The following is a 23,155-nucleotide window of genomic DNA, read 5'->3' as shown; positions in this document are numbered from 1 at the left end:
TGCTGCGACATCTGCCGCGACCCCGCTCACGAGCTGTACGCGCTGTTCTCGTGGACGTACTCGGCGGTGAGGTCATTGGTCCAGATCACCGCTGATGCGTCCCCGGAGCGCAGATCGATCGTGATCGTGATCCGACGCCCCGACAGGTCGACCTTGTCGCGGGACTCGCCCGCCGCGCCGTCCCGGCACACCCAGACGCCGTTGATGGCCACATCCAGGCGGTCGGGGTCGAACACGGCGGACGTCGTACCGATCGCCGACAGCACCCGGCCCCAGTTCGGGTCCTCCCCGTGCAGCGCGCACTTGAGCAGATTGTTCCTGGCCACGGACCGGCCCACCGTCACGGCGTCCCCCTCCGAGGCCGCGCAGATGACCTCAACCTCGATCTCCTTGGAGGCGCCCTCCGCGTCCGCGACCAACTGCCGTGCCAGATCCAGGCATACGCTGTGCACCGCATCGGCGAAGGCGTCCGGATCGGGCGCGACCCCGGAGGCGCCCGACGCGAGCAGCAGCACGGTGTCGTTGGTGGACATGCAGCCGTCCGAGTCCACCCGGTCGAATGTGGTACGGACCGCCTCCCGCAGCGCGGAGTCGAGCGCCGCCCCGGTCACATCGGCGTCCGTCGTGAGCACCACAAGCATGGTGGCCAGCCCGGGCGCGAGCATGCCGGCGCCCTTCGCCATACCGCCCACCGTCCAGCCCGGTCCGGCGACCACCGCCGTCTTGTGCACCGAATCCGTCGTCCTGATCGCGACGGCCGCCTCCACGCCCCGCTCGGGCGACAGCCGCCCGGCGGCAGCGTCAACTCCCGCCGTGACCCGGTCCATCGGCAGCGGGACGCCGATGAGTCCGGTGGAACACACCGCGATCTCGTCCGGACCCACCCCCACGGCCCGCGCTGTGTGTTCGGCCATCACCCGCGTGTCCTCTGCGCCCGCGGGTCCTGTACACGCGTTGGCGCCACCGGAGTTGAGGACGACCCCGGAGATCCGGCCGCCGGCCAGCACCCGCCGGGACCAGCGGACCGGAGCGGCCTGGACCCGGTTGGAGGTGAACACCCCGGCAGCTGCGCGCGACGGACCGCGGTTCACCACCAGGGCCAGGTCGGGCTCACCGGACTCCTTGATCCCGGCGGCCACACCGCTCGCGAGGAATCCCTGTGCAGCAGTCACGGTCACGGAGCCACTCCATTCGTGGGCAGGCCCAGCCGTTCCGGCAGGCCGAGGGCGACATTCATGCTCTGCACCGCGCCACCCGCGGTGCCCTTGGTAAGGTTGTCGATCGCGCTCACGGAGATCAGGCGACCGGTCTGCTCGTCCACCGCCACCTGCACCTGCGTGGTGTTGGAGCCGAGTACGGCGGCGGTCGACGGCCACTGCCCGGACGGCAGCAGCCGGACGAACGGCTCGTCGGCGTAGGCGGCTTCGTACGCCGCCCGCACCTCGCGGGTACCGGCGCCGGCTCCCGGACGCAGGCGCGCCGAGCACGTGGCGAGGATGCCTCGGGCCATCGGTGCCAGGGTCGGCGTGAACGACACGGCCACCCGCTCGCCCGCAACTCGCGACAGGTTCTGCGTCAGCTCCGGTGTGTGCCGGTGGCCGCCGCCGACTCCGTACGGGCTCATCGAGCCCATCACTTCGGAGCCGAGCAGATGGGGTTTGGCCGCGCGGCCGGCTCCCGAGGCTCCGCTCGCCGCGACGATCACCGCCTCCGGCTCCACGAGGCTCGCGGTGAAGGCCGGGTACAGCGCCAGGGTCACCGCGGTCGGATAGCAGCCGGGTACGGCGACCCGGGTCGCGCCCTTCAGCTCTGCACGCGCCCCCGGGAGTTCGGGCAGTCCGTAAGGCCAGGTGCCGGCATGAGTGGAGCCGTAGAACCGCTCCCAGTCGACCGGGTCGCGCAGCCGGAAGTCCGCGCCGCAGTCCACAATCAGCCTTTCGGCGCCCAACTGATCGGCGAGCGTTGCCGACTGGCCGTGTGGCAGGGCCAGGAACACCACGTCGTGCCCGGCGAGCGACGCGGCCGAGGTCTCCACGAGTACCCGGTCCGCGAGCGCGGCCAGGTGGGGCTGTACCTCTCCGAGCGTGCGGCCCGCACTGCTGTGCGCGGCCACCACCCCGATCTCCACGCCGGGATGTGACACCAGCAGGCGCAGGATCTCCCCTCCTGCGTAGCCGCTCGCTCCGGCCACCGCGACCCGTACCGTCATGTTCTCCGTCTCTCCTCGTGCCTGCTCGACACCTGGCCGATTCCCGGCCGTGAATTCTGATGAACCGTCATGCGCCGTGTGTCGCCCTGCCGATCAGGAGGTCGCGCAGCAGTCCGTCGGTGGTGGACACCACGCCACTGCGCGAGGCCCACCGCAGCGCCATGGCGTGTTCCTCGGCGGAGAAGTCGGCCATCGCGTCGGCGACGACGAAGGGCTGGATGTCGTTCATGAAGGCATCCGCTGCCGTCAGCAGGACGCCGAGATGCGCGTACACACCACAGACGATCAGCTGGTCGCGGCCCGTGGATCGCAGCAATCGGCCGAGATGGCTGCGGAGAAAGGCGTTGTGGCGCACGTTGGCCAGCAGATGTTCGCCGGGTCGGGGAGTCAGCGCCGGGACGATCGCGGCGGCGTCGGGCTCCGGGCCGATTCCCGGACCCCAGATGTCGGTCAGCAGTCCGCGTTGGTCGGGAGGCTGAGCAGCCGGTTCGGCGCTGAAGACGACCGGCATGCCGAGCGTGCCCGCGAGTTCGCGCAGGGCGGCGATGTTGTCGACGAGCTCCACCACGGGGGAGCGTCCCGCCGGAAACGCCCGGACGAAGTGGTTCTGCATGTCATGGACCAACAGCGCGGCCCGTGCCGGATCGATGGTCCAGGGAACGCACGACGGAGGGATCGCGGAGCGGTCGGGCATGGGATAGGAGCCGATGACCGGCAAGCCCATGGGCGATCTCCTCCCTGATGACATGTGCGCCTGGTCCGGGCCACGGGCGCGCGGCGCCTCGGTGCCGTGCGAACCCCTGAATCGAGGCCTGGCGTAGGCAGGGCGCGGCGGCCGAGGCAGGACTCCACCCACTCCGTCGGGCACTTAGCTTAGCCTAACCTAAGCATCCGTGGGCCGGCCTCGGCTGCCCGGTCAAGCCGCGCATCAGTAACCCGGCGCGCGCAACCGCTCCCCGTAACCATGTCTCGCCCGCGATTGCTGCACGGTGTCCGGGACATGTACGACTGCGCACGCTGCAGATAAAAGCCACCTCGTAACGGCGGTGGTGCGGGTGACGGCGACGGTCAATCACCGGGCGTCAGTTGTGCTGCGTGATCCTCGGGAGCGCTGCCGGGGGTGCCGGCCGTCGAACGTCCGCCGGGCAGCAGGAGAGTGAGGTTCGGAGCCGAAACTCCCCGGATTCTCCCCCCTGTTCATCCCAGGTTCTGGTGGAGGAGTGTGCTTCGGCCCGCACCGTTGCTCGTGAAGACCGGGCGCTGGACCCGATAACCTGGGAAAATGCTCATGGAAGTCACCGCGACCCGCTACGTCACACCCCTACGGGAGGGCGGATCACTGCCTGGAATTGTCGAGGCCGACGATTTGGGCACCTACGTCATGAAGTTCACCGGCGCGGGACAGGGCCGCAAGACGCTGGTCGCCGAGGTCATCTGCGGACAGCTGGGCCGTCGGCTCGGGCTGCGGGTTCCCGAGCTGGTCAGCATCCAGCTGGACCCGGTCATCGGTCTCGGCGAGCCCGACCAGGAGGTGCAGGAGCTGTTGAAGGCGAGCGGCGGGCTGAACCTCGGGATGGACTTCCTGCCCGGTTCGCTCGGGTTCGATCCGCTCGCCTACGAGGTGGACGCGGCCGAGGCCGGCAGAGTCGTCTGGTTCGACGCGCTGATCAACAACGTCGACCGCTCCTGGCGCAATCCCAACATGCTGGTGTGGCACGGCGACCTGTGGCTCATCGACCACGGCGCCACCATGATCTGGCATCACAACTGGCCGGGCGCCCAGGCCTCCGCCGCCAAGCCCTACGACGCCTCGGACCACGCCCTCGCTCCCTTCCGCCCCGATATCGCGTCGGCCGCCGCCGAGCTCGCTCCGCTCGTCACCGAAGAGCTGCTGACCGAGGTCGCCGCCGACGTCCCCGACGAGTGGCTGGTCGACGAGCCGGGCTTCGAGTCCACCGATGAGGTGCGCCGTGCCTATGTCGAGGCGCTGCTGCCGCGCGCCGCGACGATCCACACGCGCATCAGCCTGGATGCTCCGACCAAGGACAGGCCCTCGCAGGCCCCGGGCTGGCTGACCGATCACCTCACGCCGTGGCCGCACGCCACCAAGCAGGACCGGGGCGGCGTCAAGTGAGTGAGCGCGATGTCTTCGAGTACGCGCTGCTGCGCGTGGTGCCGCGCGTCGAGCGCGGCGAATGCTTCAACGCGGGTGTGGTGGTCTACTGCCGTGCCAAGTCCTTCGTGGCCGCCCGTACCCATCTGGACGAGGAGAAACTCAAGGCGCTGGACCCCCGCGCCGATGTCACCGGTGTGCGTGCCGCGCTGCATGCCGTCGAGGGCGTCTGCCGCGGCGGCGAGGACGCGGGCCAGGCCGCGCGGGACGATGCCGGACGCCGCTTCCGGTGGCTGATCGCACCGCGCTCCACCGTCGTACAGCCGGGCCCGGTCCACACTGGACTCACGGCCGATCCCCAGGCCGAGGTGGAGCGGCTGCTCGACCTGCTGGTGCGCTGACGGTGCACCAGTGGTGTGCTGAGGGACGGCTCGCCAGGATGTGACATGCGCCGTTGGTCCCCGGTGCCGTTGACACCGCGTGCCAGGCCTTCTAGCGTCTCGACTGCTGAAGGTACTAAGCGGTCGCTCAGCGATCGAGGGCCGACGGCAGAGGGTTTCCAGAGTTTCCAGGGCGAGGAGAACCAGCATGTCCACCACCGAGCAGCGCGTCGCCGTCGTGACCGGGGGCGCGCGCGGCATTGGCGCCGCCACCGCGGTACGGCTGGCGGCGGAAGGCCGCGCTGTAGCCGTGCTCGACCTCGACGAGGCGGCCTGCAAGGACACCGTCGAGAAGATCACCGCGGCGGGCGGCAAGGCCCTCGCGGTCGGCTGCGACGTGTCCGACAGCGCCCAGGTTGAGGCCGCCGTGGCGCGCATCGCCGCCGAGCTCGGCGCGCCCACGATCCTCGTCAACAATGCGGGGGTGCTGCGCGACAACCTGCTCTTCAAGATGAGCGAGTCCGACTGGGACATCGTGATGAACGTGCATCTCAAGGGCGCGTTCCTGATGGCCAAGGCCTGTCAGAAGCACATGGTGGACGCCGGATTCGGCCGTATCGTCTCGCTCTCCTCCAGCTCGGCGCTCGGCAACCGCGGCCAGGCCAACTACTCCGCCGTCAAGGCCGGTCTGCAGGGCCTCACCAAGACCCTCGCCAAGGAGCTCGGCAAGTTCGGCATCACCGCCAACGCCGTCGCCCCCGGATTCATCGTCACCGAGATGACGGCTCAGACGGCCGCCCGCATCGGCATGGGCTTCGAGGAGTTCCAGGCCGCCGCCGCCACCCAGATCCCGGTCCAGCGCGTCGGATGGCCCGAGGACATCGCCAACGCCATCGCCTTCTTCACGGACGAGGAGGCCGGCTTTGTCTCCGGCCAGGTCATGTACGTGGCCGGCGGACCGCTCAACTGAATCGGGAGACGACGAACATGACCGCAGAGGTACAGGACAGCGGAAAGGTCGCCCTGGTCACGGGCGCGAGCCGCGGTATCGGTTACGGCATCGCGGAGGCGCTCGTCGCCCGCGGCGACCGGGTGTGCATCACCGGCCGCGGTGAGGACGCGCTCAAGGAGGCCGTGGAGCAGCTCGGCTCGGACCGGGTGATCGCCGTCGCGGGCAAGGCCCATGACGAGGCCCACCAGGCGGCCGCCGTCCAGCGCACCATGGAGGCGTTCGGCCGCGTCGACTTCCTGGTCAACAACGCCGGCACGAATCCGGTCTTCGGCCCGATCGCCGAGCTCGACCTGAATGTGGCGCGCAAGGTCTTCGAGACCAATGTGATCTCGGCGCTCGGCTTCGCGCAGCAGACCTGGAAGGCCTGGCAGAAGGAGAACGGCGGTGCGATCGTGAACATCGCCTCGGTCGCCGGCATCTCCGCCTCGCCTTTCATCGGCGCGTACGGCATGAGCAAGGCGGCCATGGTCAATCTGACCCTGCAGCTCGCGCACGAGTTCGCCCCGGTCGTACGGGTCAACGCGATCGCACCCGCAGTGATCAAGACCAAGTTCGCCCAGGCGCTCTACGAGGGCCGTGAGGCGGAGGCGGCCGCGGCCTACCCGCTGGGCCGGCTCGGAGTGCCGGAGGACATCGGCGGAGCGGCCGCCTTCCTCACCTCCGACCAGTCGGACTGGATTACAGGGCAGACACTGGTGGTCGATGGAGGTATCTTCCTGAATGCCGGTGTGCACTGACGCGCACAGAGGCGCACTGAGCCGGTTTGTTCCTGATTGAGCCAAGTGCCCCGCCGGGCCACCAGGTTGACCCGGCGGGGTGCTGCGGTATGGTCGGCCGACCCATGGCTGAACGAGGAGCGTGCACGTGTTCTACCGGACCTGTCTGCAGGCCACTGCAGCCCTAGCGTCCATATCTCTGCTGGCCGGATGCAGCCTGTTTTCGGGTGAGAGCACCGAGCGCGAGCAGAAGATTACGGTCGGTACGATGAGTGAGCCCACCACCCTCGATCCGGCCGCAGCCTGGGACGGCTCATGGGAATTGTTGAGCAATGTCTTCCAGACGCTGGTCAGCTTCCCGTCCGGCAGCGCAGCGCCGCAGCCCGACGCCGCGCAATCCTGCCGCTTCACCAACCCCAGCAACAAGGTCTTCGAGTGCGAGCTGAAGCCTGGCCTTGCCTTCTCCAACGGTGACAAGCTCGACGCAGCGGCGGTCAAGTATTCCATCGAGCGGATCCAGAAGATCGATGCGAAGGGTGGCCCCAACGGTTTGCTCGGCTCTCTCGGCAAGGTCGAGACCGCCGGCGACCGCATCGTGAAGTTCAGCCTCAAGACGGCGGACGCCACGTTCCCGTTCATCCTGGCCACGCCCGCCATGTCCATCGTCCCGCCCAAGGAGTACCCGGCGGACAAGCTCCGCGAGGACGGCGGGCTGACCGGTTCGGGGCCGTACGTCCTGAGTTCGTACAAGAAGGGCGACCGGGCAGAGCTGACCAAGAACTCCGAGTACAACGGGTTCGCCAAGCTCAAGAACGACGCCGTCGACATCCGCTACTTCCAGGACTCCGACGTGATGGTCGGAGCCCTCAAGAAGAAGGAGATCGACGCGATCTACCGTGGTCTGACCGCGGCGGAGGTCGTCAAGTTTCAGTCGAAGCAGCCGGAGTACGACCGCCTCCAGCTCGTCGAGACGGTCGGCGCCGACATCCGCTACCTCGTCTTCAACTCCAAGGACCCCATGGCGGGCAAGCTCGCCGTACGCCGTGCGATCGCCCAGGTCGTCGACCGCGACGCGCTGGTAGCCAAGGTCTACCAGGGCACGGCCGAGCCGCTGTACTCCATGGTCCCCAAGGGCATTTTCGGCCACACCACCGAGTTGTTCGACCGCTATGGCGAGCCGGATGTGAACAAGGCGAGGGCCATCCTCAAGGACGCCGGCATCACCAAGCCGGTGCCGCTGACGTTCGGGTACTCCTCCGACCGTTACGGCTCCGCCTCCAAGCCCGAGTTCGCCGAGCTCAAGCGGCAGCTCGACGCCTCCGGTCTGTTCAAGATCACGGTGGAGGGCAGGCCCGAGAAGGACTTCCAGAAGGCCTACAAGGCCGGCGAGTACCCCGTCTTCGGACGCGGCTGGTTCCCCGACTTCCCGGACCCGGACAACTTTGTTGCGCCGTTCGTCGGCGAGAAGAACGCGCTCAGTATTCCGTACCAGAGCCCCGAGATCACCGACCAGCTGCTGCCCGCGTCCCGGCGCGAGAGTGACCGCGGTGCGGTGACCAAGGAGTTCGAGCGGGCGCAGGAGATCTTCGGCGACGATGTTCGGCTGCTGCCGCTGTGGCAGGGCAAGATGTACGTCGCCTCCAGCGAGGAGATCGGCGGCGGCGAACTCGCGATCAACCCGCAGACATTCATGCAGATGTGGCAGCTGTACCGCAAGGCCAGCTGGTAGACCCCGTTGTCAGTGGCCCCCGGTAGGTTCTGTGGTCGAGAACTGATCGCATTCCGGAGGTTGTTGACGTGACCGACACCGACATGCTGCCCGAGTCCTGGCGCGGCGTCCTCGGCGAAGAGCTGCAGAAGCCGTACTTCAAGGAGCTCACCGAGTTCGTCGAGGAGGAGCGGGCCAAGGGGCCGGTCTATCCGCCGCGCGAGGAGGTCTTCGCCGCCCTCGACGCGACGCCGTACGACCGCGTCAAGGTCCTGATTCTCGGCCAGGATCCGTACCACGGAGAAGGGCAGGGGCACGGCCTCTGCTTCTCCGTGCGGCCGGGCGTCAGGACCCCGCCCTCCCTGCGGAACATCTATAAGGAGATGAAGGAGGAGCTGGGCCACCCCATCCCGGACAACGGCTATCTGATGCCGTGGGCCGAGCAGGGTGTTCTGCTGCTCAACGCGGTGCTGACGGTGCGGGCCGGTGAGGCCAACTCCCACAAGGGCAAGGGGTGGGAGAAGGTGACGGACGCGGTGATCAGCGCCGTTGCCTCCCGGCCCGACCCGGCAGTGTTCGTCCTCTGGGGCAACTACGCGCAGAAGAAGCTGCCGCTGATCGACGAGGAGCGGCATGTGGTGGTGAAGGGTGCGCACCCCTCGCCTCTGTCCGCGAAGAAGTTCTTCGGCTCCCGTCCGTTCACACAGATCAATGAGGCGGTCGCGGCCCAGGGGCACGAGCCCATCGACTGGCGGATCCCGGACCTCGGCTGAGCGTTCGCGCACCCGGCTGACAGGCTCGGGCAGGTGCCCGAGCCTGTGCGGCAATGTCAGTGGCGGCGGCTAGCGTCGTGATCTGTGGCGTCAGCACAAGCGGCTGACGCCGCGGGTCGCAATTCGCCGCACGGACGTGGGAGGCCGCAGTGATGGAGCAGCAGGAGGCGTCGGGGGACGCCGTCATGACCCGGATCGGGCAAGCGATCATGCTGCTGCACGGCGGGGACCGCGAGGAGGCGCGCAATCGCTTCGGCGCGCTCTGGTCGGAGATCGGCGAGGCCGGTGATCCACTCCACCGCTGCACGCTCGCGCACTACATGGCGGACACCCAGGACGACCCCGGCGACGAGCTCGCCTGGGACCTGCGGGCGCTGTCGGCGGCCGAGGGTCTGAGCCACGAGCGGCTGGCCCAGCACCAGGAGGCGCTCGCGGTGCGGGCCTTCTTTCCCTCGCTGCATCTCAATCTCGCGGCCGACTACGTGAAACTGCAGCGCCCCGAGGCCGCGCGGGTCCATCTCGACCGGGCGCGCGCGGCGACGGATGCCCTGGGGGACGACGGATACGAAAACGGCGTCCGTGCCGCTATCGACCGGCTGGAGCGCGGACTGCGCGGCGAGTGAGGCTCAATTCCCGTAGATATCGCGGCAGATCCGGGCCTGTTGGCCGTCGGGCGGCAACCGGCCGTACTCCTCGCCCAAGGCGCAGATGTCGGGCCGGGCGGCCGGCAGGACCGGTGGTACAGGCGCCGGGGCGGGCGGCTTCACGGTCCGGGGTTTCGGCGGCCACGGCCTTGGCCGCACGCGCGGCACATGTCCGATGGCGGGCGGCGACGGGGGAGCGGTGGTCCCGGCCGGAAGCGACCCGGCCGCAGAAGGGGGCTCAAGGACCTCGCGGGCCGGGCCCTGCACAATCTGCGGCTCCACGACCTGCGCAGGCCTGCCGGCCGGCGCAGGCGGTGGTGCGGGCGCGCGCGGCGGCTCGACGGCAACACAGCCGGTGACGGCCCAGGCGGCCACTCCTACCAGGACCTTTGCGGCGGTTCTTGTTCGGTGCACCCGCGCAACTCTGCTGTGCACGGGGGCACGTTCACCGGCGTACCGGCTCATAATGGCCCGCACGGGTGACGCCGGTCAGTTGCCGGTGGTGTGCCGTCGGCCGGCGTCATTCGCTGTCATTCGCCGGTCGCTCCGTCGATCCGCTCGCGGAGGAGGTCGGCGTGGCCGTTGTGGCGCGCGTACTCCTCGATCATGTGCGTCATGATCCACCGCAGGTTGAAGGTCTCTCCGCTGCGGTGCTTGCCCGTACCCACATCGTCGAGCGTCCGGGAGGCGGCGAGCTCACGGGCCCGTACGATCTCGGCCTGCCAGGCCGCGTACGCCTCGGCATAGGTGTCCTGCTCCGTGGCGTGGAAGTCGCCGTCGCGGTCGTCGTTGGAGTAGAGGTACTCGAGGCCTTCCCCGGCCAGGATGTTGCGGAACCAGCCACGCTCGACCTCCGCCATGTGCCGTACGAGTCCGAGCAGCGAGATCTCGGAGGGCGGCACGGACAGCTGCCGCAGCTGCTCGTCGTTCAGGCCGGCGCACTTCATTTCCAGGGTCTCGCGGTGGTATTCGAGCCAGCCCTCCAACATGTCGCGCTCGCCCGCGGTGGTGGACGGTTCGGTGCGTTCAGGTGTCGTCATGGCGATCATCCTGAACCACGCGACGCGGTGTCGCCACGGCTTATCCGCCGAGCATCCCCCGCAGTTGCTCACGGAATCCGGTGCGCAGCTCCGCCGGTTCCGGGACGGCCGCGTGGTACGACCCCGCCGCGCAGGAGAACATCAACCCCTCGCACCAGGCCGCCAACGACAGTGCGTGGCGCTCCGGTTCGGTGGAGCCTGCCGCGGCCATCAGCGCTTTGAGCGGCTCGCGGAACTGGCTGCCGGTCGCGTCGTAGAACTCTCGCAGCTCCGGCCGGCGGGTGGCCTCGAGGGCCAGTTCGTAGCGGGAGACGAGCAGTTCGCGATGGCGGGTCAGATAGCGGTGCAGCGCGAGCGCGAGTGCGTCGACCAGGCCGTCCATGCCGCCGTCCGGTACGGGCAGCTCGTCCGGGGTCAGGACGGCCGCCTCACGCTCCGCCAGCCGCCGTACCGCGGTTTCAAGGAGCGCCTGCCGGGTGCGCGCGTAGTTGGACGTCGAGCCCTGCGGGAGCCCGGCGGCCTCGTCCACCGCCCGGTGGGTGAGCCCGCGCATCCCGCGCTCGGCGAGCAGTCTCAGCGCGGCGTCGGCGATCAGTTCGGCACGGGAGGTGCTCGTGGGGGTGCGTGCGGCCATGAGCTCAACCTACCGCTTCAACTACAGCTGTAGTACGGTGAGCGTGTCACTACAGATGTAGTTGCCGCATCAGGCATCACGTGCGGCAGTGCTTCAACGCATCGAGGAGGCGTCATGTCCGGACCACGAGCCGTTGTCATCGGAAGCGGAATCGGCGGACTGACCGCCGCCGTGGCCCTGCGCCTGTCCGGCTGGCAGGTCACCGTCCTGGAGCGCGCCGCATCCCTTGAACCGGTCGGCGCCGGCATCGGCCTCGCCCACCACGCGGCGCCCGACGGCGACCTGGCCGCCGGCCTCGCCGCATACAGGGCCGAGCGGCTGCCGCGCACCGCCGCCGTCGTCCGCAAGTCCGCGCAGATCGCCAGGCTGATGTCCCTGACCAGCACTCCGGCCGTCGCGGTGCGCAACACCCTGATGTCCGCGGTCTCCCGGTTCGGCCCCGGCCTCGTCCTGCGGACCTTCGACGGCATCGCCGACTGGCAGCCGCCGCAGCGCACGTATGCTGCCGGAGCACAGGACGTACCAGAAGCACAATCGGCACAGCGCCAAGGGAGGCCCCTGTGAAGGTCGGCTGCATCGGGCTCGGCGACATCGCGCAGAAGGCCTATCTGCCGGTGCTCACCACCCTGCCCGGGGTGGAACTGCATCTGCAGACCCGCACGCCGGCCACCCTGTCACGGGTCGCCGAGACCCATCACATCCCCGCCGAGCGGTGCCACACGGACCTCGGCTCCCTCCTCGCCGAGGACCTGGACGCCGCCTTCGTGCACGCTCCGACCTCCACCCACGCCGAGATCGTCACCCGGCTCCTGGAGGCCGGAGTGGCGACGTACGTCGACAAACCGCTCGCGTACGAACTGGCCGACTCCGAGCGACTGGTGGGCCTCGCCGAGGAGCGCGGCACCAGCCTGGCCGTCGGCTTCAACCGCCGTCTCGCGCCCGGCTACGCCCAGTGCCTGGAGCACCCGCGCGAGCTGATCCTGATGCAGAAGAACCGTGTCGGCCTCGCCGAGGACCCGCGCACCCTCGTCCTCGACGACTTCATCCATGTAGTCGACACATTGCGCTTCCTGGTCCCGGGACCGGTCGACCACACCGACGTAAGGGCGCGGATCGTCGACGGACTGATGCACCATGTCGTGCTGCAGCTCTCCGGCGACGGATTCACCGCCATCGGGACGATGAACCGTAAGAGCGGCTCCACCGAGGAGATCCTCGAGGTGTCGGGACACGACAGCAAGCGGGAGGTCCGCAACCTCGCGGAGATCGTCGACCACAAGGGTCAGCCGAGCGTACGGCGGCGCGGCGACTGGGTGCCCGTCGCCAGGCAGCGCGGCATCGAACAGTCAGTGGTCTCCTTCCTCGACGCCGTACGGGCCGGAAAACTGCTCACCGCGCAGGATGCGTTGCGGACTCATGAGCTGTGTGAACGGGTGGTGCGGCAAGCCCTGGAGCAGGCCGCCTGAGGGCCCGCGTACCCTCGGTGGCGCACACGGCCGCGAGGACGGCGAGCGCTGCGTAGACCGGCCAGTCGCCGAACCTGACATACAGCGTCGTGCCGCGGGCCAGCGGGACGTCGTAGAAGGCGCTGGTGCTGCTGTCCGTACCGAGGAGGCCGCCGACCCGGTCACCGCCGGGACCGTACACCGCACTGACGCCGGTGAGCGTCGCATGGACCATCGGACGCCCGCTCTCCGCCGCCCGCAGCGCCGCCAGCGAGGCGTGCTGTTCCGGCGCCCAACTCCCCTGGAACGACGAGGTCGCCGACTGCGCGATCAGCAGCTGCGCGCCGTCCCGGGTGAGCCGCCGGCTCATATCGGGGAACGCCGACTCGAAGCAGACCAGCGGCCCGAGCCGCAGTCCGCCCTCCCCGTCGCCGGGCAGCACCATCACCACCGGGCGGCTGCCCCGCAGGCGGTCCTCGCCTGCGGCCTTGCCCACCGAGGTCGCCCAGCCCAGCAGCGTACGGGCCGGTATGTACTCACCGAAGGGCACCAGCCGCATCTTGTCGTAGCGGTCGCCCGTCGGACCCTGCGGACCGACGAGGACAGAGCTCTTGAAGATTCCCGCCCGGCCCGAGGGGTCCTCGCGCCGGGCGTCCACGTTGACCAGCACGTCGGCGCCGACGGCGCGCGAGAGCACGGCGAGCCGTGCCGCTAGATCGGGGCGTTCGCGCAGATCCGCGCCGACACTGCTCTCGCCCCAGACCACCAGATCGACGTCCTGGCCCGCCAGTTGACGGGTGAGCTCCTCGCTGCGGGCGAAGCGTCGGTCGACGCTGCCGATGCCGTCGACGACCCCCGGCTGCACGATCGCGATCCGGGCCCGGCCCGACTGCTCAGGGTGCGGGGCCCACATCCAGACCGCGGTTGTGGTGAGCGCGCAGACGACGCATCCGCCCACCGCCGCCGTACGGGCCTTCGGTACCGCCACCAGCACGGTGAACGCCGTATTCACCGCGAGTACCAACAGGCTCACCAGCCACACGCCACCCACCGACGCGAGCCGTAGAGCAGGAGTTACCTCCCACTGACTGGCTCCGAGCAGACCCCAGGGGCCGCCCAAACCCTCCCAGGAGCGGGCCAGTTCGATCATGAGCCAGCCCGAGGGGACAGCGGCGAGGGCAGCGGCTGCGCGGGCCGGCGACGGCGTCCCGCCGAGCAGCCACCGCACCAGCCACCCCCACGGCGCCCACATCAGCCCGAGCAGCGCCGCCAGCACCACGATGAACACATGCAGACTCGGCACCAGCCAGTGGTGGACGGCAATCATGAAACCGATGCCGCCAAGCCAACCGTCGACCGCCGCACGGCGAGCTGTGGGCGCGGACCGGACGAGGAGCATCCACGGCACCAGCGCGATATACGCGAACCACCACAGGGACGGCTCCGGGAAGGCGAGCACCGGCAGTGCCCCGGCCGCCACCGCGGCTGCGCCGCGCCACCAGCGAGACGACAGCTTCTGCCGTGAGCGCTCCCACCGATCGCGCCCGTCGCGCAGCTCCCGCCGGGCGCCCGGAATCCGCATGCCGCGCCTCCTCGTCCTGCCTCGAAGGGCCCGCGGGCAGTGTCCCCTCCAGTGTGCGGGAGCGGGACCGGCACCGACAGTGCGCCCCGGGGTGTCAGCTTCCGGCGAGTGCCCCGACGGCTCGCCGCCACTTCTCGTGGATCACCACGGTGCGCAGCCGCCAGCCTGCGTCCGTACGCAGCAGGCTGAAGGCATACCGTCCGCCGGAGACGAAGTCGTCGCCCGACTCCAGCCGCATCGGGTTCACATAGTCGGCCTGCACCTCGGCACGGTCGCCCGGATAGCCGCCCAGGTCCTGGATGTGCAGCCGCCGGTTGACGATGAGGTGCTGGCGTACGGGAAAGAGCCGCATTGTCTCCGCCATCCAGTCGGCGACCTCGGCGGCCGGGCCCTCGATACCGCCCGAGCTGCGGTAGTCCGCGCGCCCTTCGTGCGTGAACAGAGCCCGGTAGGCACCCCAGTCGGCATCGTCCACGGCCACCGCGTAACTGGTGATCAATTCATCGATGGTCAGCCGGTCCATCACGGTCGCGAGATCCACGCGCTGCGTCATCCGGTCAGTTTCGGGCAGCGCGGGCCTTACGCCAAGGGCTGTGCACGCCAGTCACCCGCTCTTGGTCAGCAAACGGTCGATCTCCGTCAGTTCGGCGGAGCCTCGCGGACCCACGGATCCGCCCGTCGGCCGCCATACTGCCCCCATGCGCATCGATTACGACCCCGCCCAGTGCGACCGCGACACCTTCTACCGGCTGCTCACCGCCACCGTCGTCCCCAGGCCGATCGCCTGGGTCTCCACCACGTCCGCGGAGGGAACGGACAACCTCGCCCCGCACTCGTTCTTCACCATCTCCTGTGTATCGCCGCCGGTTGTGCAGTTCACCTCGGTCGGCCGTAAGGACTCGCTGCGCAATATCGAGGACACCGGCGCCTTCGTGGTCAACTTCGCGCCCGAACCGCTCTTCGAGCAGATCAATGCGACGGCCACCGACTTCCCGCGCGGTATCAGCGAGTTCGACGCGGTCGGCGTCGCCCGGGAGGCGAGCCTGCGCGTGAAGCCGCCGCGCGTCGCGGCCTCACCGGTGGCGCTCGAGTGCGAGCTGCACAGCACCGTACTGCTGGGCGACTCGACCGTCGTCTTCGGCCGGGTGGTGCACGCGGCGATCAGCGAGGAGGTCATGGCGCACGGGCACCCGGAGGTGACGAGGCTCGCGCCGCTCACCCGGCTGGGCAAGAACGAGTGGGGCACGTTCGGCGGCGTACGCGAGATCGCCCGTGTCCCCTACGAGCAGTGGCAGGAGGACGCGGCCCGCTGACCGGGCCGACCGCGTCCGTCAGCTTTTGACCGCTCGCAGGACGACGAACTTCGGGTCGCTCGCGACGACTTCGCAGTTGCCGAAGAGGCGGCGCAGCTTCGCGTGGTAGCCGAGGTGGCGGTTGCCGATGACCCACAGCTCCCCTCCGGGACGCAGCACACGGCGCGATCCGCCGAACATCCGGCGGGCCGTCGCGTCCGTCGTCGCCTGGTGCGAGTGGAACGGCGGATTGTTCAGCACCAGGTCCACGGTCCCGTCCGGCACGCCGGAGAGTCCGTCTCCCACCACGAACTCCGCCTTGGCGTCCGAAGCGACGTTCTCCCGGTAGGTGGCCTCGGCCGAGGCCACCGCGGAGAACGACTCGTCGACGAACGTCACCGCGGCCTCCGGATTGGCCAGCGCGGCGGCCGTGCCGATCACCCCGTTGCCGCAGCCCAGATCCACAACCCGCTCGGCGCCGCTGCGCTCCGGCAGGCTGCGGAGGAAGAATCTCGTACCGATGTCGAGACGCTCGGCGCAGAAGATGCCCGCGTGGTTGGTGACCTTCCGGCCCGCGAGCGCGCCGACATCGGCGGGCAGCGCGTACCGCAGCGGCCAGGGGCTGGGGACCTGGGCGAGCTGCGGATCGGGCGTACAGAAGATCAGTCGCGCCTTCTTCACCGCCAGTGAGGTCCGGGTCGGACCGAGGATCCGCTCGAAGAGCTTCAGCGTGGAGGTGTGGATCTCGGCGACCATCCCCGTACCGATGACGACGGTGTCCGGGTGGACGGCGGGCGCGAGACGGTGCAGCTGGTCCTCCAGCAGCGCGAGACTCTTGGGCACCCGGATCAGCAGTACGTCGATCCGCTCCGGCGGCAGCTCCCTGACCGACAGCAGCCGCACCGAGTCCGGGTCGATCCCGTTGCGGGCAAGATTCGCCCGGGTCGCCTGCTGGCCGAGGAAGGAGTCGGTGATCTGTACGGGACGGTGCTCCGCGAGCGAGGTGACCAGGGCGCCCCACCGGTCGCCGACGACGACCACGGTGCCGGAGAGGTCCGTGGGCCCGGCGTCGTCGATCCCCTTGAGCCGCCGGAGAAGGTATTCATCGGCCGCGGACCAGGCCCGGAGCTGGTCGCGAGGATCCTCGGGGAAGCGGGCGAGGTCGAACTCGCCCCATGACGTCGTCAAACGGTTCATTGTGCGCTCAGGCTAGCCGAGTGATTCCTCAAGCCGCGTACCCCTGGTGCGCGCGGCCGCCGCGCCATTCGACGAGGTGGGGGTCGTCGAGGATCATGTCCGCGTCCTCGAGCCCGGCCCGCCGCAGGAACTCGATGAGGTCCCTGTCGCTGTGCGCGAGGCCGACGATCTCTCCGCGCACGGTGACACGCCGCCCGCCTCCGGGAGAGGGCGGATCCACGACGATCGGTGCCTGCCAGGCCATGTCCCCAGAGTGCCCCGGTGCCGCCGGGACCGCAGGTCGAGGGGTACGGGTCCGCATTCAGGCGGCGGGCTGGACGTCCTCGAGTGCCGCCGCGGCCCACTCCACCACGAGCGCCTCGTACTCCTGCCGCCGGTCGTCGGGGAGCTCCCCGTCCGCCCACAGCTCACGGATCCGGGTGTTCAGCTCGGTGGCGGACAACGCAGCTTCCGACTCGCGGGGAGAGGGGGACATGCCCACCAAGGTACGGTCTCGGTATGACGGCCGTCTTCACCGCGACCGGAAGCATCAACCGGCCGACTCACCCGCGTGCGGGCTCAGCGCATCCGTGCCGACCAGGATGAACAGCACGATTCCCAGCAGGATCCGGTAGATCACGAACGGCATGAAACTCTTCGTAGTGATGAACTTCATGAACCACGCGATCACCGCGTAGCCCACCGCGAAGGCAATGATCGTCGCGAAGATCGTCTGCGGCCAGGACACATGCCCGCTCTGGCTCGCGTCCTTCAGCTCGAAGACACCGGAGGCCAGGACGGCCGGGATGGCCAGCAGGAACGAATAGCGTGCCGCCGCCTCACGGGTGTAGCCCATCAGCAGACCACCGCTGATCGTGGCGCCCGAGCGGGAGACGCCGGGGATCAGGGCCATCGCCTGGCAGACGCCGTAGATCAGACCGTCCTTGACGCTCAGCTCCTGGAGGGTCTTGCGCTCCTTGCTGGCGCGGTGCTTGCCGCCCGTCTCGTCACGGGCGGCCAGACGGTCGGCGATGCCGAGGACGATGCCCATCACGATCAGGGTCGTTGCGATCAGCCGCAGATCACGGAAGGGGCCCTCGATCTGGTCCTTGAATGTGACGCCGAGCACACCGATCGGGATCGAGCCGATGATGACGAGCCAGCCCATCTGGGCGTCGTGATCGCTGCGCATCTCTTTGTTCATCAGCGAACGGGACCAGGCGGAGATGATCCGGACGATGTCCTTGCGGAAGTAGATGAGGACAGCGGTTTCCGTCCCGATCTGAGTGATAGCCGTGAACGCCGCGCCCGGGTCGTGCCAGCCGGCGAACGCGGCCGTGAGCCGCAGATGCGCGCTGGAGGAGATCGGAAGGAACTCGGTCAGCCCCTGGACGAGCCCGAGGATGAATGATTCGAACCAAGACATCGAAAACTACGCCACCCAAGAAATGATCACGGTCTGACGGCGCGTAGCGTTCCCGATCATGCGCCAGTTGTGAGGCAGCGTAGCGTCCTTGGGTGAACCGGAATGCCGCAGCCCCTGGGGGATCCCACGGGGGCACCCTCAGTTGGCGTCCGGCCCCGTCCGCCGCGACGCTTCCGGGGCGGCTGCGCCCGTGGCTCGGTGGTCTTCAGCGGTAGCCGCGCCGCGCAGCCCGTGACGCTTGCGCCAGGCGATCACGGCCGCGCCCGCCCCGGTCAGCACGATGAAACCCATCGCGATCAGGAACGCCGGTGACGTCGGCGAACCCGCCCGGCTGCCCGCCACCACATAAGCCGCTGTGTTCGGGACCGAGCCCAGGCCCGTCGCCAGCAGGAAAGGCATGTAGCCCATGCGGGACACGGCCGCGCAGTAGTTGGCCGCGGCGAACGGCACACCCGGGAAGAGCCTCAGCGCCAGCATCGAACGGAAGCCGTGCCGGCTCAGCTGACTGTCGGCGGCCTTCAGCCAGCGGCCCCGCAGCAGCGGCCGCAGCGCGTCCTGGCCCAGCACCCGGCCGAGCATGAACGCGATACCTGCCCCCAGCACCGTCCCGGCCAGCGCCGAGACGAAACCGGCCTGCGAGCCGAAGAGCGCTCCCGCCGCCAGGTTCAGCAGCGGCCTCGGTACGAACGCCGCCGTGCACGCCCCGTACGCGACACCGAACATAACGACCGCGGCGCCGCCGCTCAACTGCGGCGGCCAGCCTGCCGAGAGCAGCCGCTGCGGCTCGTACAGCACCACCGTCACCGCCGCCGCGGCAAGCACGGCCACGAGCAGCGACAGCCGCGACCACGGCGAGAACAGCGCCCTGGTACAGCGGATGGCGAGGCCGGCGGACGGCCTGGGGACGGGCTCGAGCATCCGGGGAGACTAACCGACACAGGGATGTGATCGCCGTAATGTGAGCCTGATGGGCCCGGGCTGCTCGTCCGGCTTGCTGCCGGTGCCCGCCGGCCCGTCGTCACAGTCACCCGGTGGGACACCGTCGACGCGCTCGCCTCGCACGTCGACGGCCCGCTGGTGATGCGGACGCGGTGAGCGACTTCGTCGACGGCGCCCGCGACCGGCTCTCGACTGTCCGCCCGAGAAGCCACGAAGCGCCTCTGACCTGCTGAACTCCCGTACGCGGAAAACCATTCGACGCGGCCACGGCCGTAGGCGAATATCAACGACATGTTCCGGTACGCCTTCCTCGCAGCGCCGTCCGCAGTCGCGGACGCGCCGAAGGCTGCCGCATTCCCCGCAGCGGTCGCAGCCGCTGCCGCAGCGCCCCTCGACGGCGCCCGAAGCTGACCCTTCCCGGATCGTCCGGCGGACCCCACAGGGGGAGGGTCGGCAAGGCCCAGGGGTCCCATCACGCTTCGAGTTCCGAGGAAGACCGAGGGAATCAGCCATGCCCAAGACGGCATACGTACGCACCAAGCCGCACCTCAACATCGGCACCATGGGCCACGTCGACCACGGCAAGACCACGCTGACCGCCGCCATCACCAAGGTCCTCGCCGAGCGCGGGACCGGCACCTTCGTGCCCTTCGACCGGATCGACCGGGCCCCCGAAGAGGCCCTGCGCGGCATCACCATCAACATCGCGCACGTCGAGTACGAGACCGACACCCGGCACTACGCGCATGTGGACATGCCCGGCCATGCCGACTACGTCAAGAACATGGTGACGGGAGCCGCCCAGCTGGACGGGGCGATCCTCGTCGTCTCCGCGCTCGACGGCGTCATGCCGCAGACCGCCGAGCATGTCCTGCTCGCCCGCCAGGTGGGCGTCGACCACATCGTCGTCGCCCTCAACAAGGCGGACGCGGGCGACGACGAGCTCACCGACCTGGTGGAGCTGGAGGTCCGCGAGCTGCTGACGGCCAATGGCTACGGAGGTGACGCCGCACCGGTCGTCAGGGTCTCCGGGCTGAAGGCGCTGGAGGGCGACCCCCGCTGGACCGCCGCCGTCGAGGCGCTGCTCGACGCCGTCGACACCTATGTGCCGATGCCCGTCAGGTACACGGACGCGCCGTTCCTGCTCCCGGTGGAGAACGTCCTCACCATCACCGGGCGAGGCACGGTCGTCACCGGCGCCGTCGAGCGCGGCACCGTCCGCGTCGGCGACCGCGTACAGGTACTCGGCGCGGACACGGAGACGGTGGTCACCGGGCTCGAGACGTTCGGCAAGCCGATGGAGTCAGCCGAGGCAGGCGACAACGTCGCGCTGCTGCTGCGCGGGATGCCACGGGACGCGGCGCGCCGCGGCCATGTGGTGGCCGCGCCCGGCAGCGTCGTACCGAGCCGCCGCTTCACCGCGCAGGTGTACGTCCTGTCGGCGCGGGAAGGCGGCCGCACCACGCCGGTCTCCACCGGCTACCGGCCGCAGTTCTACATCCGCACGGCGGACGTCGTCGGCGATGTCGACCTCGGCGAGACGGCCGTCGCGCGCCCCGGCGACACGGTCACCATGACCGTCGAGCTGGGCCGTGACGTGCCGCTGGAGGCCGGGCTCGGCTTCGCGATCCGCGAGGGCGGCCGCACCGTCGGCGCCGGCACGGTGACCGAGCTGGTCTGACCTGCCGTGCCCGCCTCCCGTAACCCACGGGAGGCGGGCACGGTGCTGTGCGCCAGACTGACCGGATGGCAGACACGGCACTGGCACTCGGAGCGGGCGGAATCACCGGCGTGGGCTGGGAGTTCGGGATTCTGCACGGACTCGCCGAGGCGGGAGTGGACCTCTCCACCGCCGACCTCGTCATCGGCAGCTCGGCCGGTTCGGTCGTCGGCGCGCAGCTCATGTCCGGGAAACTGGGCATCGCTGAGCTGTACGAGCGTCAACTCGCCGCCCCTGACGGGGAGATCGGCGGCCGGCTCGCTCTGCCGCTGCTCAAGTACGTCCTGGCCATCCTCACCTCCCGTACGCCCGAGGCGTACGGCCGGAAGCTCGGCCGGATGGCGCTCGCCGCCGGCACCGTCGACGAAGCCACGCGGCGCGAGGTGATCGCCGGGCGGCTCGTCTCGCACCCATGGCCCGGGCGCCGACTGCTCGTGACCGCGGTCGATGCTGTCACGGGCGAGCTGAAGGCCTACGACAAGGAGAGCGGTGTGCCGCTGGTGGACGCTGTTGCCGCCAGCTGCGCCATCCCCGGTGTCTGGCCGCCCGTGACCATCGACGGCCGCAAGTGGATCGACGGGGGAGTCCATTCCACGGCGAACGCGCATCTCGCCGCCGGATACGAGCGGGTCGTCATCATCGCGCCCATCGCCTCCGGCAACAAGGTGGTCGTCTCGCCGCGCGCCCAGGCCGCCCGGCTCGCCGCCGCCGGCGCCCGTGTCGAGGTCATCACCCCGGACGCCGCTGCCAGGAAGGTCTTCGGGCGTCACCTGAGCGACCCCGCTCTCCGGGCGCCCGCCGCCCGCGCGGGGCTGGCCCAGGCCGCCGCGCACGCCGAGGCCGTCGCCGCACTCTGGGCACAATGAGAGTGTGAACGAGCAGATACCCGTCATCCGCGATGTCGACGGAGGCACCGCCAAGCTCATGCCCGATGTGGACCGGGAACGGGCCTGGCTGCTGACCGTCGACGGCGCGCCCCAGTCCTACGTCGACCTGGACGACCCCACGCATCTGGAGTTCGAGTACGTACGGCGGCTCGCCCATGTCGTCGACTCCGTCGCGGACGACGGCGCTCCGCTCGATCTGCTCCACCTGGGAGGCGGGGCACTGACCCTGCCCCGCTATGTGGCCGGGGCCCGGCCCGGCTCGCGCCAGCACGTGGTGGAGGCCGACCATGGGCTGCTGGCGCTGGTCGCAGAGCGGCTGCCGCTGCCGGAAGGATCGGGCATCGAGGTGCACGGGGCGGACGCCCGCACCTGGGTCGAAGCGGCTCCTGAGGACTCCGCCGACGTGCTGATCGCCGATGTCTTCGGCGGCTCCCGGGTGCCCGCCCATCTCACCTCGGTCGAGTACGCGCGCGCGGCGGAACGGGTGCTGCGGCCGGACGGTATCTACGCCGCCAACCTCGCCGACGGCGCGCCCTTTGCCTTCCTCCGCTCCCAACTGGCCACCTTTGCGGCCGTGTTCGAGGAGCTCGCGCTGATCGCCGAACCGGCCGTACTTCGCGGCCGCCGCTTCGGCAACGCAGTGCTGCTCGCCTCGCACTTCCCCATCGACACGGCGGACCTGGCGCGCCGCACCGCCTCCGACGCCTTCCCGGCCCGGGTCGAGCACGGCCCGTCGCTGAAGCGGCTCATCGGGGACGCGACGGCGGTACGGGACGCCGACGCGGTGGCCTCACCCGAGCCGCCCGACGACGCCTTCAGTATCGGCTGAGGGCGTCGGGGCTGCCGCTGCGGCCATGCTTCGACGATGAGGCATGCCGGGGCATGAAGCCCCCAAGGGCCGTCCAGGAGCCGCACCTGGGCACGGCGCGGCCGGGCCCGCGGCGACGATCAATTAAGTGGCTCAAGGTCGAACAGTACGGGGCTGATGAAAGGCCGCGCGATGCCTTAATCACTCCGCCGGAAAAGTGCCTCGCTTTCCGGCGGAGATGCAGACAAATTCTGCGTCCAGCCGGCCGCGGCGCCCGGCGGCTCATCACAGGAATGCCGCGCACGGCTGCCGTATTTCACAAGGTGCGGCGAAGGCAGGCGAGTTCGCCCGCCCCGTCTGCTGATGCCGTGTCAAGGCGCCATACGGCACCTGCACTCGTCAATACCCCGCACAAAAGTATTCGGCAAACAAGCGGTGGACCCGGACTGACTGAAATACGCGGCACGGCTACGAATAGCGGAGGGACTGATTTCTGACTATCCCTTGGGTACTTGCCAGACCTACGGTCGCTACTGCTCCGCGCGTTGACTGGCGAATTCCAGCAATGTGCGTCCGAATCGACCATTGGGGGTATCACTCGTGCGCAGTCTGAGACACGTATTTCTACCGCTGGCCACTGCCGCATTGCTG

Annotated in this window: 25 protein-coding genes; 13 read left to right on the top strand and 12 right to left on the bottom strand. The window is 69.5% G+C overall.

All coding sequences use genetic code 11. The features are described 5' to 3' along the window. Positions 1-26: 26 nt before the first annotated feature. From argJ to AB0D12_RS22735, 3 genes are all read right to left on the bottom strand, one after another. On the bottom strand, positions 27-1,178 hold the full coding sequence (gene argJ / locus AB0D12_RS22745; protein ID WP_362685711.1) for a bifunctional glutamate N-acetyltransferase/amino-acid acetyltransferase ArgJ: 1,152 nt from the start codon (positions 1,176-1,178) through the stop codon (positions 27-29). Then, positions 1,175-2,209: an N-acetyl-gamma-glutamyl-phosphate reductase gene (gene argC / locus AB0D12_RS22740; protein WP_362685708.1), complete on the bottom strand. Its 1,035-nt coding sequence runs from the start codon at positions 2,207-2,209 to the stop codon at positions 1,175-1,177. Before argC ends, argJ begins: the two co-directional genes overlap by 4 nt. A 67-nt stretch (positions 2,210-2,276) precedes the next feature. Beyond that, positions 2,277-2,933, bottom strand: coding sequence for an isochorismatase family protein (locus AB0D12_RS22735; RefSeq protein ID WP_362685705.1), 657 nt, complete (start codon positions 2,931-2,933; stop codon positions 2,277-2,279). A gap of 558 nt (positions 2,934-3,491) precedes the next feature. Here AB0D12_RS22735 and AB0D12_RS22730 point away from each other — a divergent pair. The 7 genes from AB0D12_RS22730 to AB0D12_RS22700 all read left to right on the top strand — a co-directional run bounded on the left by AB0D12_RS22730 (position 3,492) and on the right by AB0D12_RS22700 (position 9,534). Continuing rightward, positions 3,492-4,343, top strand: coding sequence for a HipA family kinase (locus AB0D12_RS22730; RefSeq protein WP_362685702.1), 852 nt, complete (start codon positions 3,492-3,494; stop codon positions 4,341-4,343). Beyond that, a complete protein-coding gene (locus AB0D12_RS22725) occupies positions 4,340-4,723 on the top strand; it encodes a DUF3037 domain-containing protein (protein WP_362685699.1) in 384 nt (127 codons plus the stop codon). Before AB0D12_RS22730 ends, AB0D12_RS22725 begins: the two co-directional genes overlap by 4 nt. A 187-nt stretch (positions 4,724-4,910) precedes the next feature. Beyond that, positions 4,911-5,672, top strand: coding sequence for a 3-oxoacyl-ACP reductase FabG (gene fabG / locus AB0D12_RS22720; protein WP_362685696.1), 762 nt, complete (start codon positions 4,911-4,913; stop codon positions 5,670-5,672). 17 nt (positions 5,673-5,689) lie between these two features. Continuing rightward, positions 5,690-6,451 carry an SDR family oxidoreductase gene (locus AB0D12_RS22715; RefSeq protein WP_362685693.1) on the top strand — a complete coding sequence of 254 codons (762 nt, stop codon included), beginning with the start codon at positions 5,690-5,692 and terminating at the stop codon, positions 6,449-6,451. A gap of 127 nt (positions 6,452-6,578) precedes the next feature. Further along, positions 6,579-8,159, top strand: a complete 1,581-nt coding sequence (locus AB0D12_RS22710) for an ABC transporter substrate-binding protein (RefSeq protein ID WP_362685690.1) — start codon at positions 6,579-6,581, stop codon at positions 8,157-8,159. A 68-nt stretch (positions 8,160-8,227) separates the two neighbouring features. Then, complete coding sequence (locus tag AB0D12_RS22705; RefSeq protein WP_362685687.1) at positions 8,228-8,911, top strand: uracil-DNA glycosylase; 684 nt, start codon at positions 8,228-8,230, stop codon at positions 8,909-8,911. Positions 8,912-9,060: 149 nt separating this feature from the next. Beyond that, positions 9,061-9,534 carry a hypothetical protein gene (locus AB0D12_RS22700; protein WP_362685684.1) on the top strand — a complete coding sequence of 158 codons (474 nt, stop codon included), beginning with the start codon at positions 9,061-9,063 and terminating at the stop codon, positions 9,532-9,534. 551 nt (positions 9,535-10,085) lie between these two features. Here AB0D12_RS22700 and AB0D12_RS22695 read toward each other — a convergent pair. Next, the gene (locus AB0D12_RS22695; RefSeq protein ID WP_362685681.1) at positions 10,086-10,595 is read right to left on the bottom strand and encodes a DinB family protein; all 510 of its coding nucleotides are present in this window, start codon (positions 10,593-10,595) and stop codon (positions 10,086-10,088) included. A gap of 40 nt (positions 10,596-10,635) precedes the next feature. Further along, positions 10,636-11,229: a TetR family transcriptional regulator gene (locus AB0D12_RS22690; protein WP_362685678.1), complete on the bottom strand. Its 594-nt coding sequence runs from the start codon at positions 11,227-11,229 to the stop codon at positions 10,636-10,638. Positions 11,230-11,343: 114 nt separating this feature from the next. On the opposite strand from AB0D12_RS22690, the gene AB0D12_RS22685 reads away from it, so the two are divergent. Beyond that, complete coding sequence (locus AB0D12_RS22685) at positions 11,344-11,793, top strand: FAD-dependent oxidoreductase (protein WP_362685675.1); 450 nt, start codon at positions 11,344-11,346, stop codon at positions 11,791-11,793. Beyond that, positions 11,790-12,695, top strand: coding sequence for a Gfo/Idh/MocA family oxidoreductase (locus AB0D12_RS22680; RefSeq protein WP_362685672.1), 906 nt, complete (start codon positions 11,790-11,792; stop codon positions 12,693-12,695). Before AB0D12_RS22685 ends, AB0D12_RS22680 begins: the two co-directional genes overlap by 4 nt. On the opposite strand, the gene lnt is transcribed toward AB0D12_RS22680, so the two are convergent. Together lnt and AB0D12_RS22670 are read right to left on the bottom strand one after the other, a co-directional pair. Further along, positions 12,619-14,256, bottom strand: coding sequence for an apolipoprotein N-acyltransferase (lnt, locus tag AB0D12_RS22675; protein ID WP_362685669.1), 1,638 nt, complete (start codon positions 14,254-14,256; stop codon positions 12,619-12,621). The genes AB0D12_RS22680 and lnt overlap by 77 nt on opposite strands. Positions 14,257-14,350: 94 nt before the next feature. Then, on the bottom strand, positions 14,351-14,809 hold the full coding sequence (locus AB0D12_RS22670; protein ID WP_327322130.1) for a nuclear transport factor 2 family protein: 459 nt from the start codon (positions 14,807-14,809) through the stop codon (positions 14,351-14,353). A gap of 145 nt (positions 14,810-14,954) precedes the next feature. Here AB0D12_RS22670 and AB0D12_RS22665 point away from each other — a divergent pair, with 145 nt between their 5' ends. Beyond that, positions 14,955-15,569, top strand: a complete 615-nt coding sequence (locus tag AB0D12_RS22665; protein WP_362685667.1) for a flavin reductase family protein — start codon at positions 14,955-14,957, stop codon at positions 15,567-15,569. Positions 15,570-15,587: 18 nt separating this feature from the next. Here the strand turns inward: AB0D12_RS22665 and AB0D12_RS22660 are convergent, their stop codons facing one another. The 5 genes from AB0D12_RS22660 to AB0D12_RS22640 form a co-directional block, all read right to left on the bottom strand. Beyond that, entirely contained in the window at positions 15,588-16,745 is a 1,158-nt protein-coding gene (locus AB0D12_RS22660) for a methyltransferase (RefSeq protein ID WP_362685664.1), read from the bottom strand. A 28-nt stretch (positions 16,746-16,773) separates the two neighbouring features. Next, the gene (locus tag AB0D12_RS22655; RefSeq protein WP_362685661.1) at positions 16,774-16,989 is read right to left on the bottom strand and encodes a hypothetical protein; all 216 of its coding nucleotides are present in this window, start codon (positions 16,987-16,989) and stop codon (positions 16,774-16,776) included. Between the two features lie 57 nt (positions 16,990-17,046). Further along, positions 17,047-17,220, bottom strand: coding sequence for a hypothetical protein (locus AB0D12_RS22650; protein WP_362685658.1), 174 nt, complete (start codon positions 17,218-17,220; stop codon positions 17,047-17,049). A 54-nt stretch (positions 17,221-17,274) separates the two neighbouring features. Next, complete coding sequence (locus tag AB0D12_RS22645; protein ID WP_362685655.1) at positions 17,275-18,150, bottom strand: undecaprenyl-diphosphate phosphatase; 876 nt, start codon at positions 18,148-18,150, stop codon at positions 17,275-17,277. A 138-nt stretch (positions 18,151-18,288) separates the two neighbouring features. Then, positions 18,289-19,068: a TVP38/TMEM64 family protein gene (locus tag AB0D12_RS22640; protein WP_362685652.1), complete on the bottom strand. Its 780-nt coding sequence runs from the start codon at positions 19,066-19,068 to the stop codon at positions 18,289-18,291. 532 nt (positions 19,069-19,600) lie between these two features. Between AB0D12_RS22640 and tuf the strand changes: the two genes are divergently transcribed. The 3 genes from tuf to AB0D12_RS22625 all read left to right on the top strand — a co-directional run bounded on the left by tuf (position 19,601) and on the right by AB0D12_RS22625 (position 22,525). Next, positions 19,601-20,770, top strand: a complete 1,170-nt coding sequence (tuf, locus tag AB0D12_RS22635; RefSeq protein ID WP_362685649.1) for an elongation factor Tu — start codon at positions 19,601-19,603, stop codon at positions 20,768-20,770. Between the two features lie 65 nt (positions 20,771-20,835). Then, entirely contained in the window at positions 20,836-21,675 is an 840-nt protein-coding gene (locus tag AB0D12_RS22630) for a patatin-like phospholipase family protein (protein ID WP_362685646.1), read from the top strand. 4 nt (positions 21,676-21,679) lie between these two features. After that, positions 21,680-22,525: a fused MFS/spermidine synthase gene (locus tag AB0D12_RS22625; protein ID WP_362685643.1), complete on the top strand. Its 846-nt coding sequence runs from the start codon at positions 21,680-21,682 to the stop codon at positions 22,523-22,525. Positions 22,526-23,155: the final 630 nt, after the last annotated feature.

Source organism: Streptomyces sp. NPDC048479 (assembly GCF_040651435.1).
GTDB lineage: Bacteria > Actinomycetota > Actinomycetes > Streptomycetales > Streptomycetaceae > Streptomyces.
Note: the sequence above shows the minus strand (reverse complement) of the source record. Positions and strands in the feature narration are given on the sequence as shown.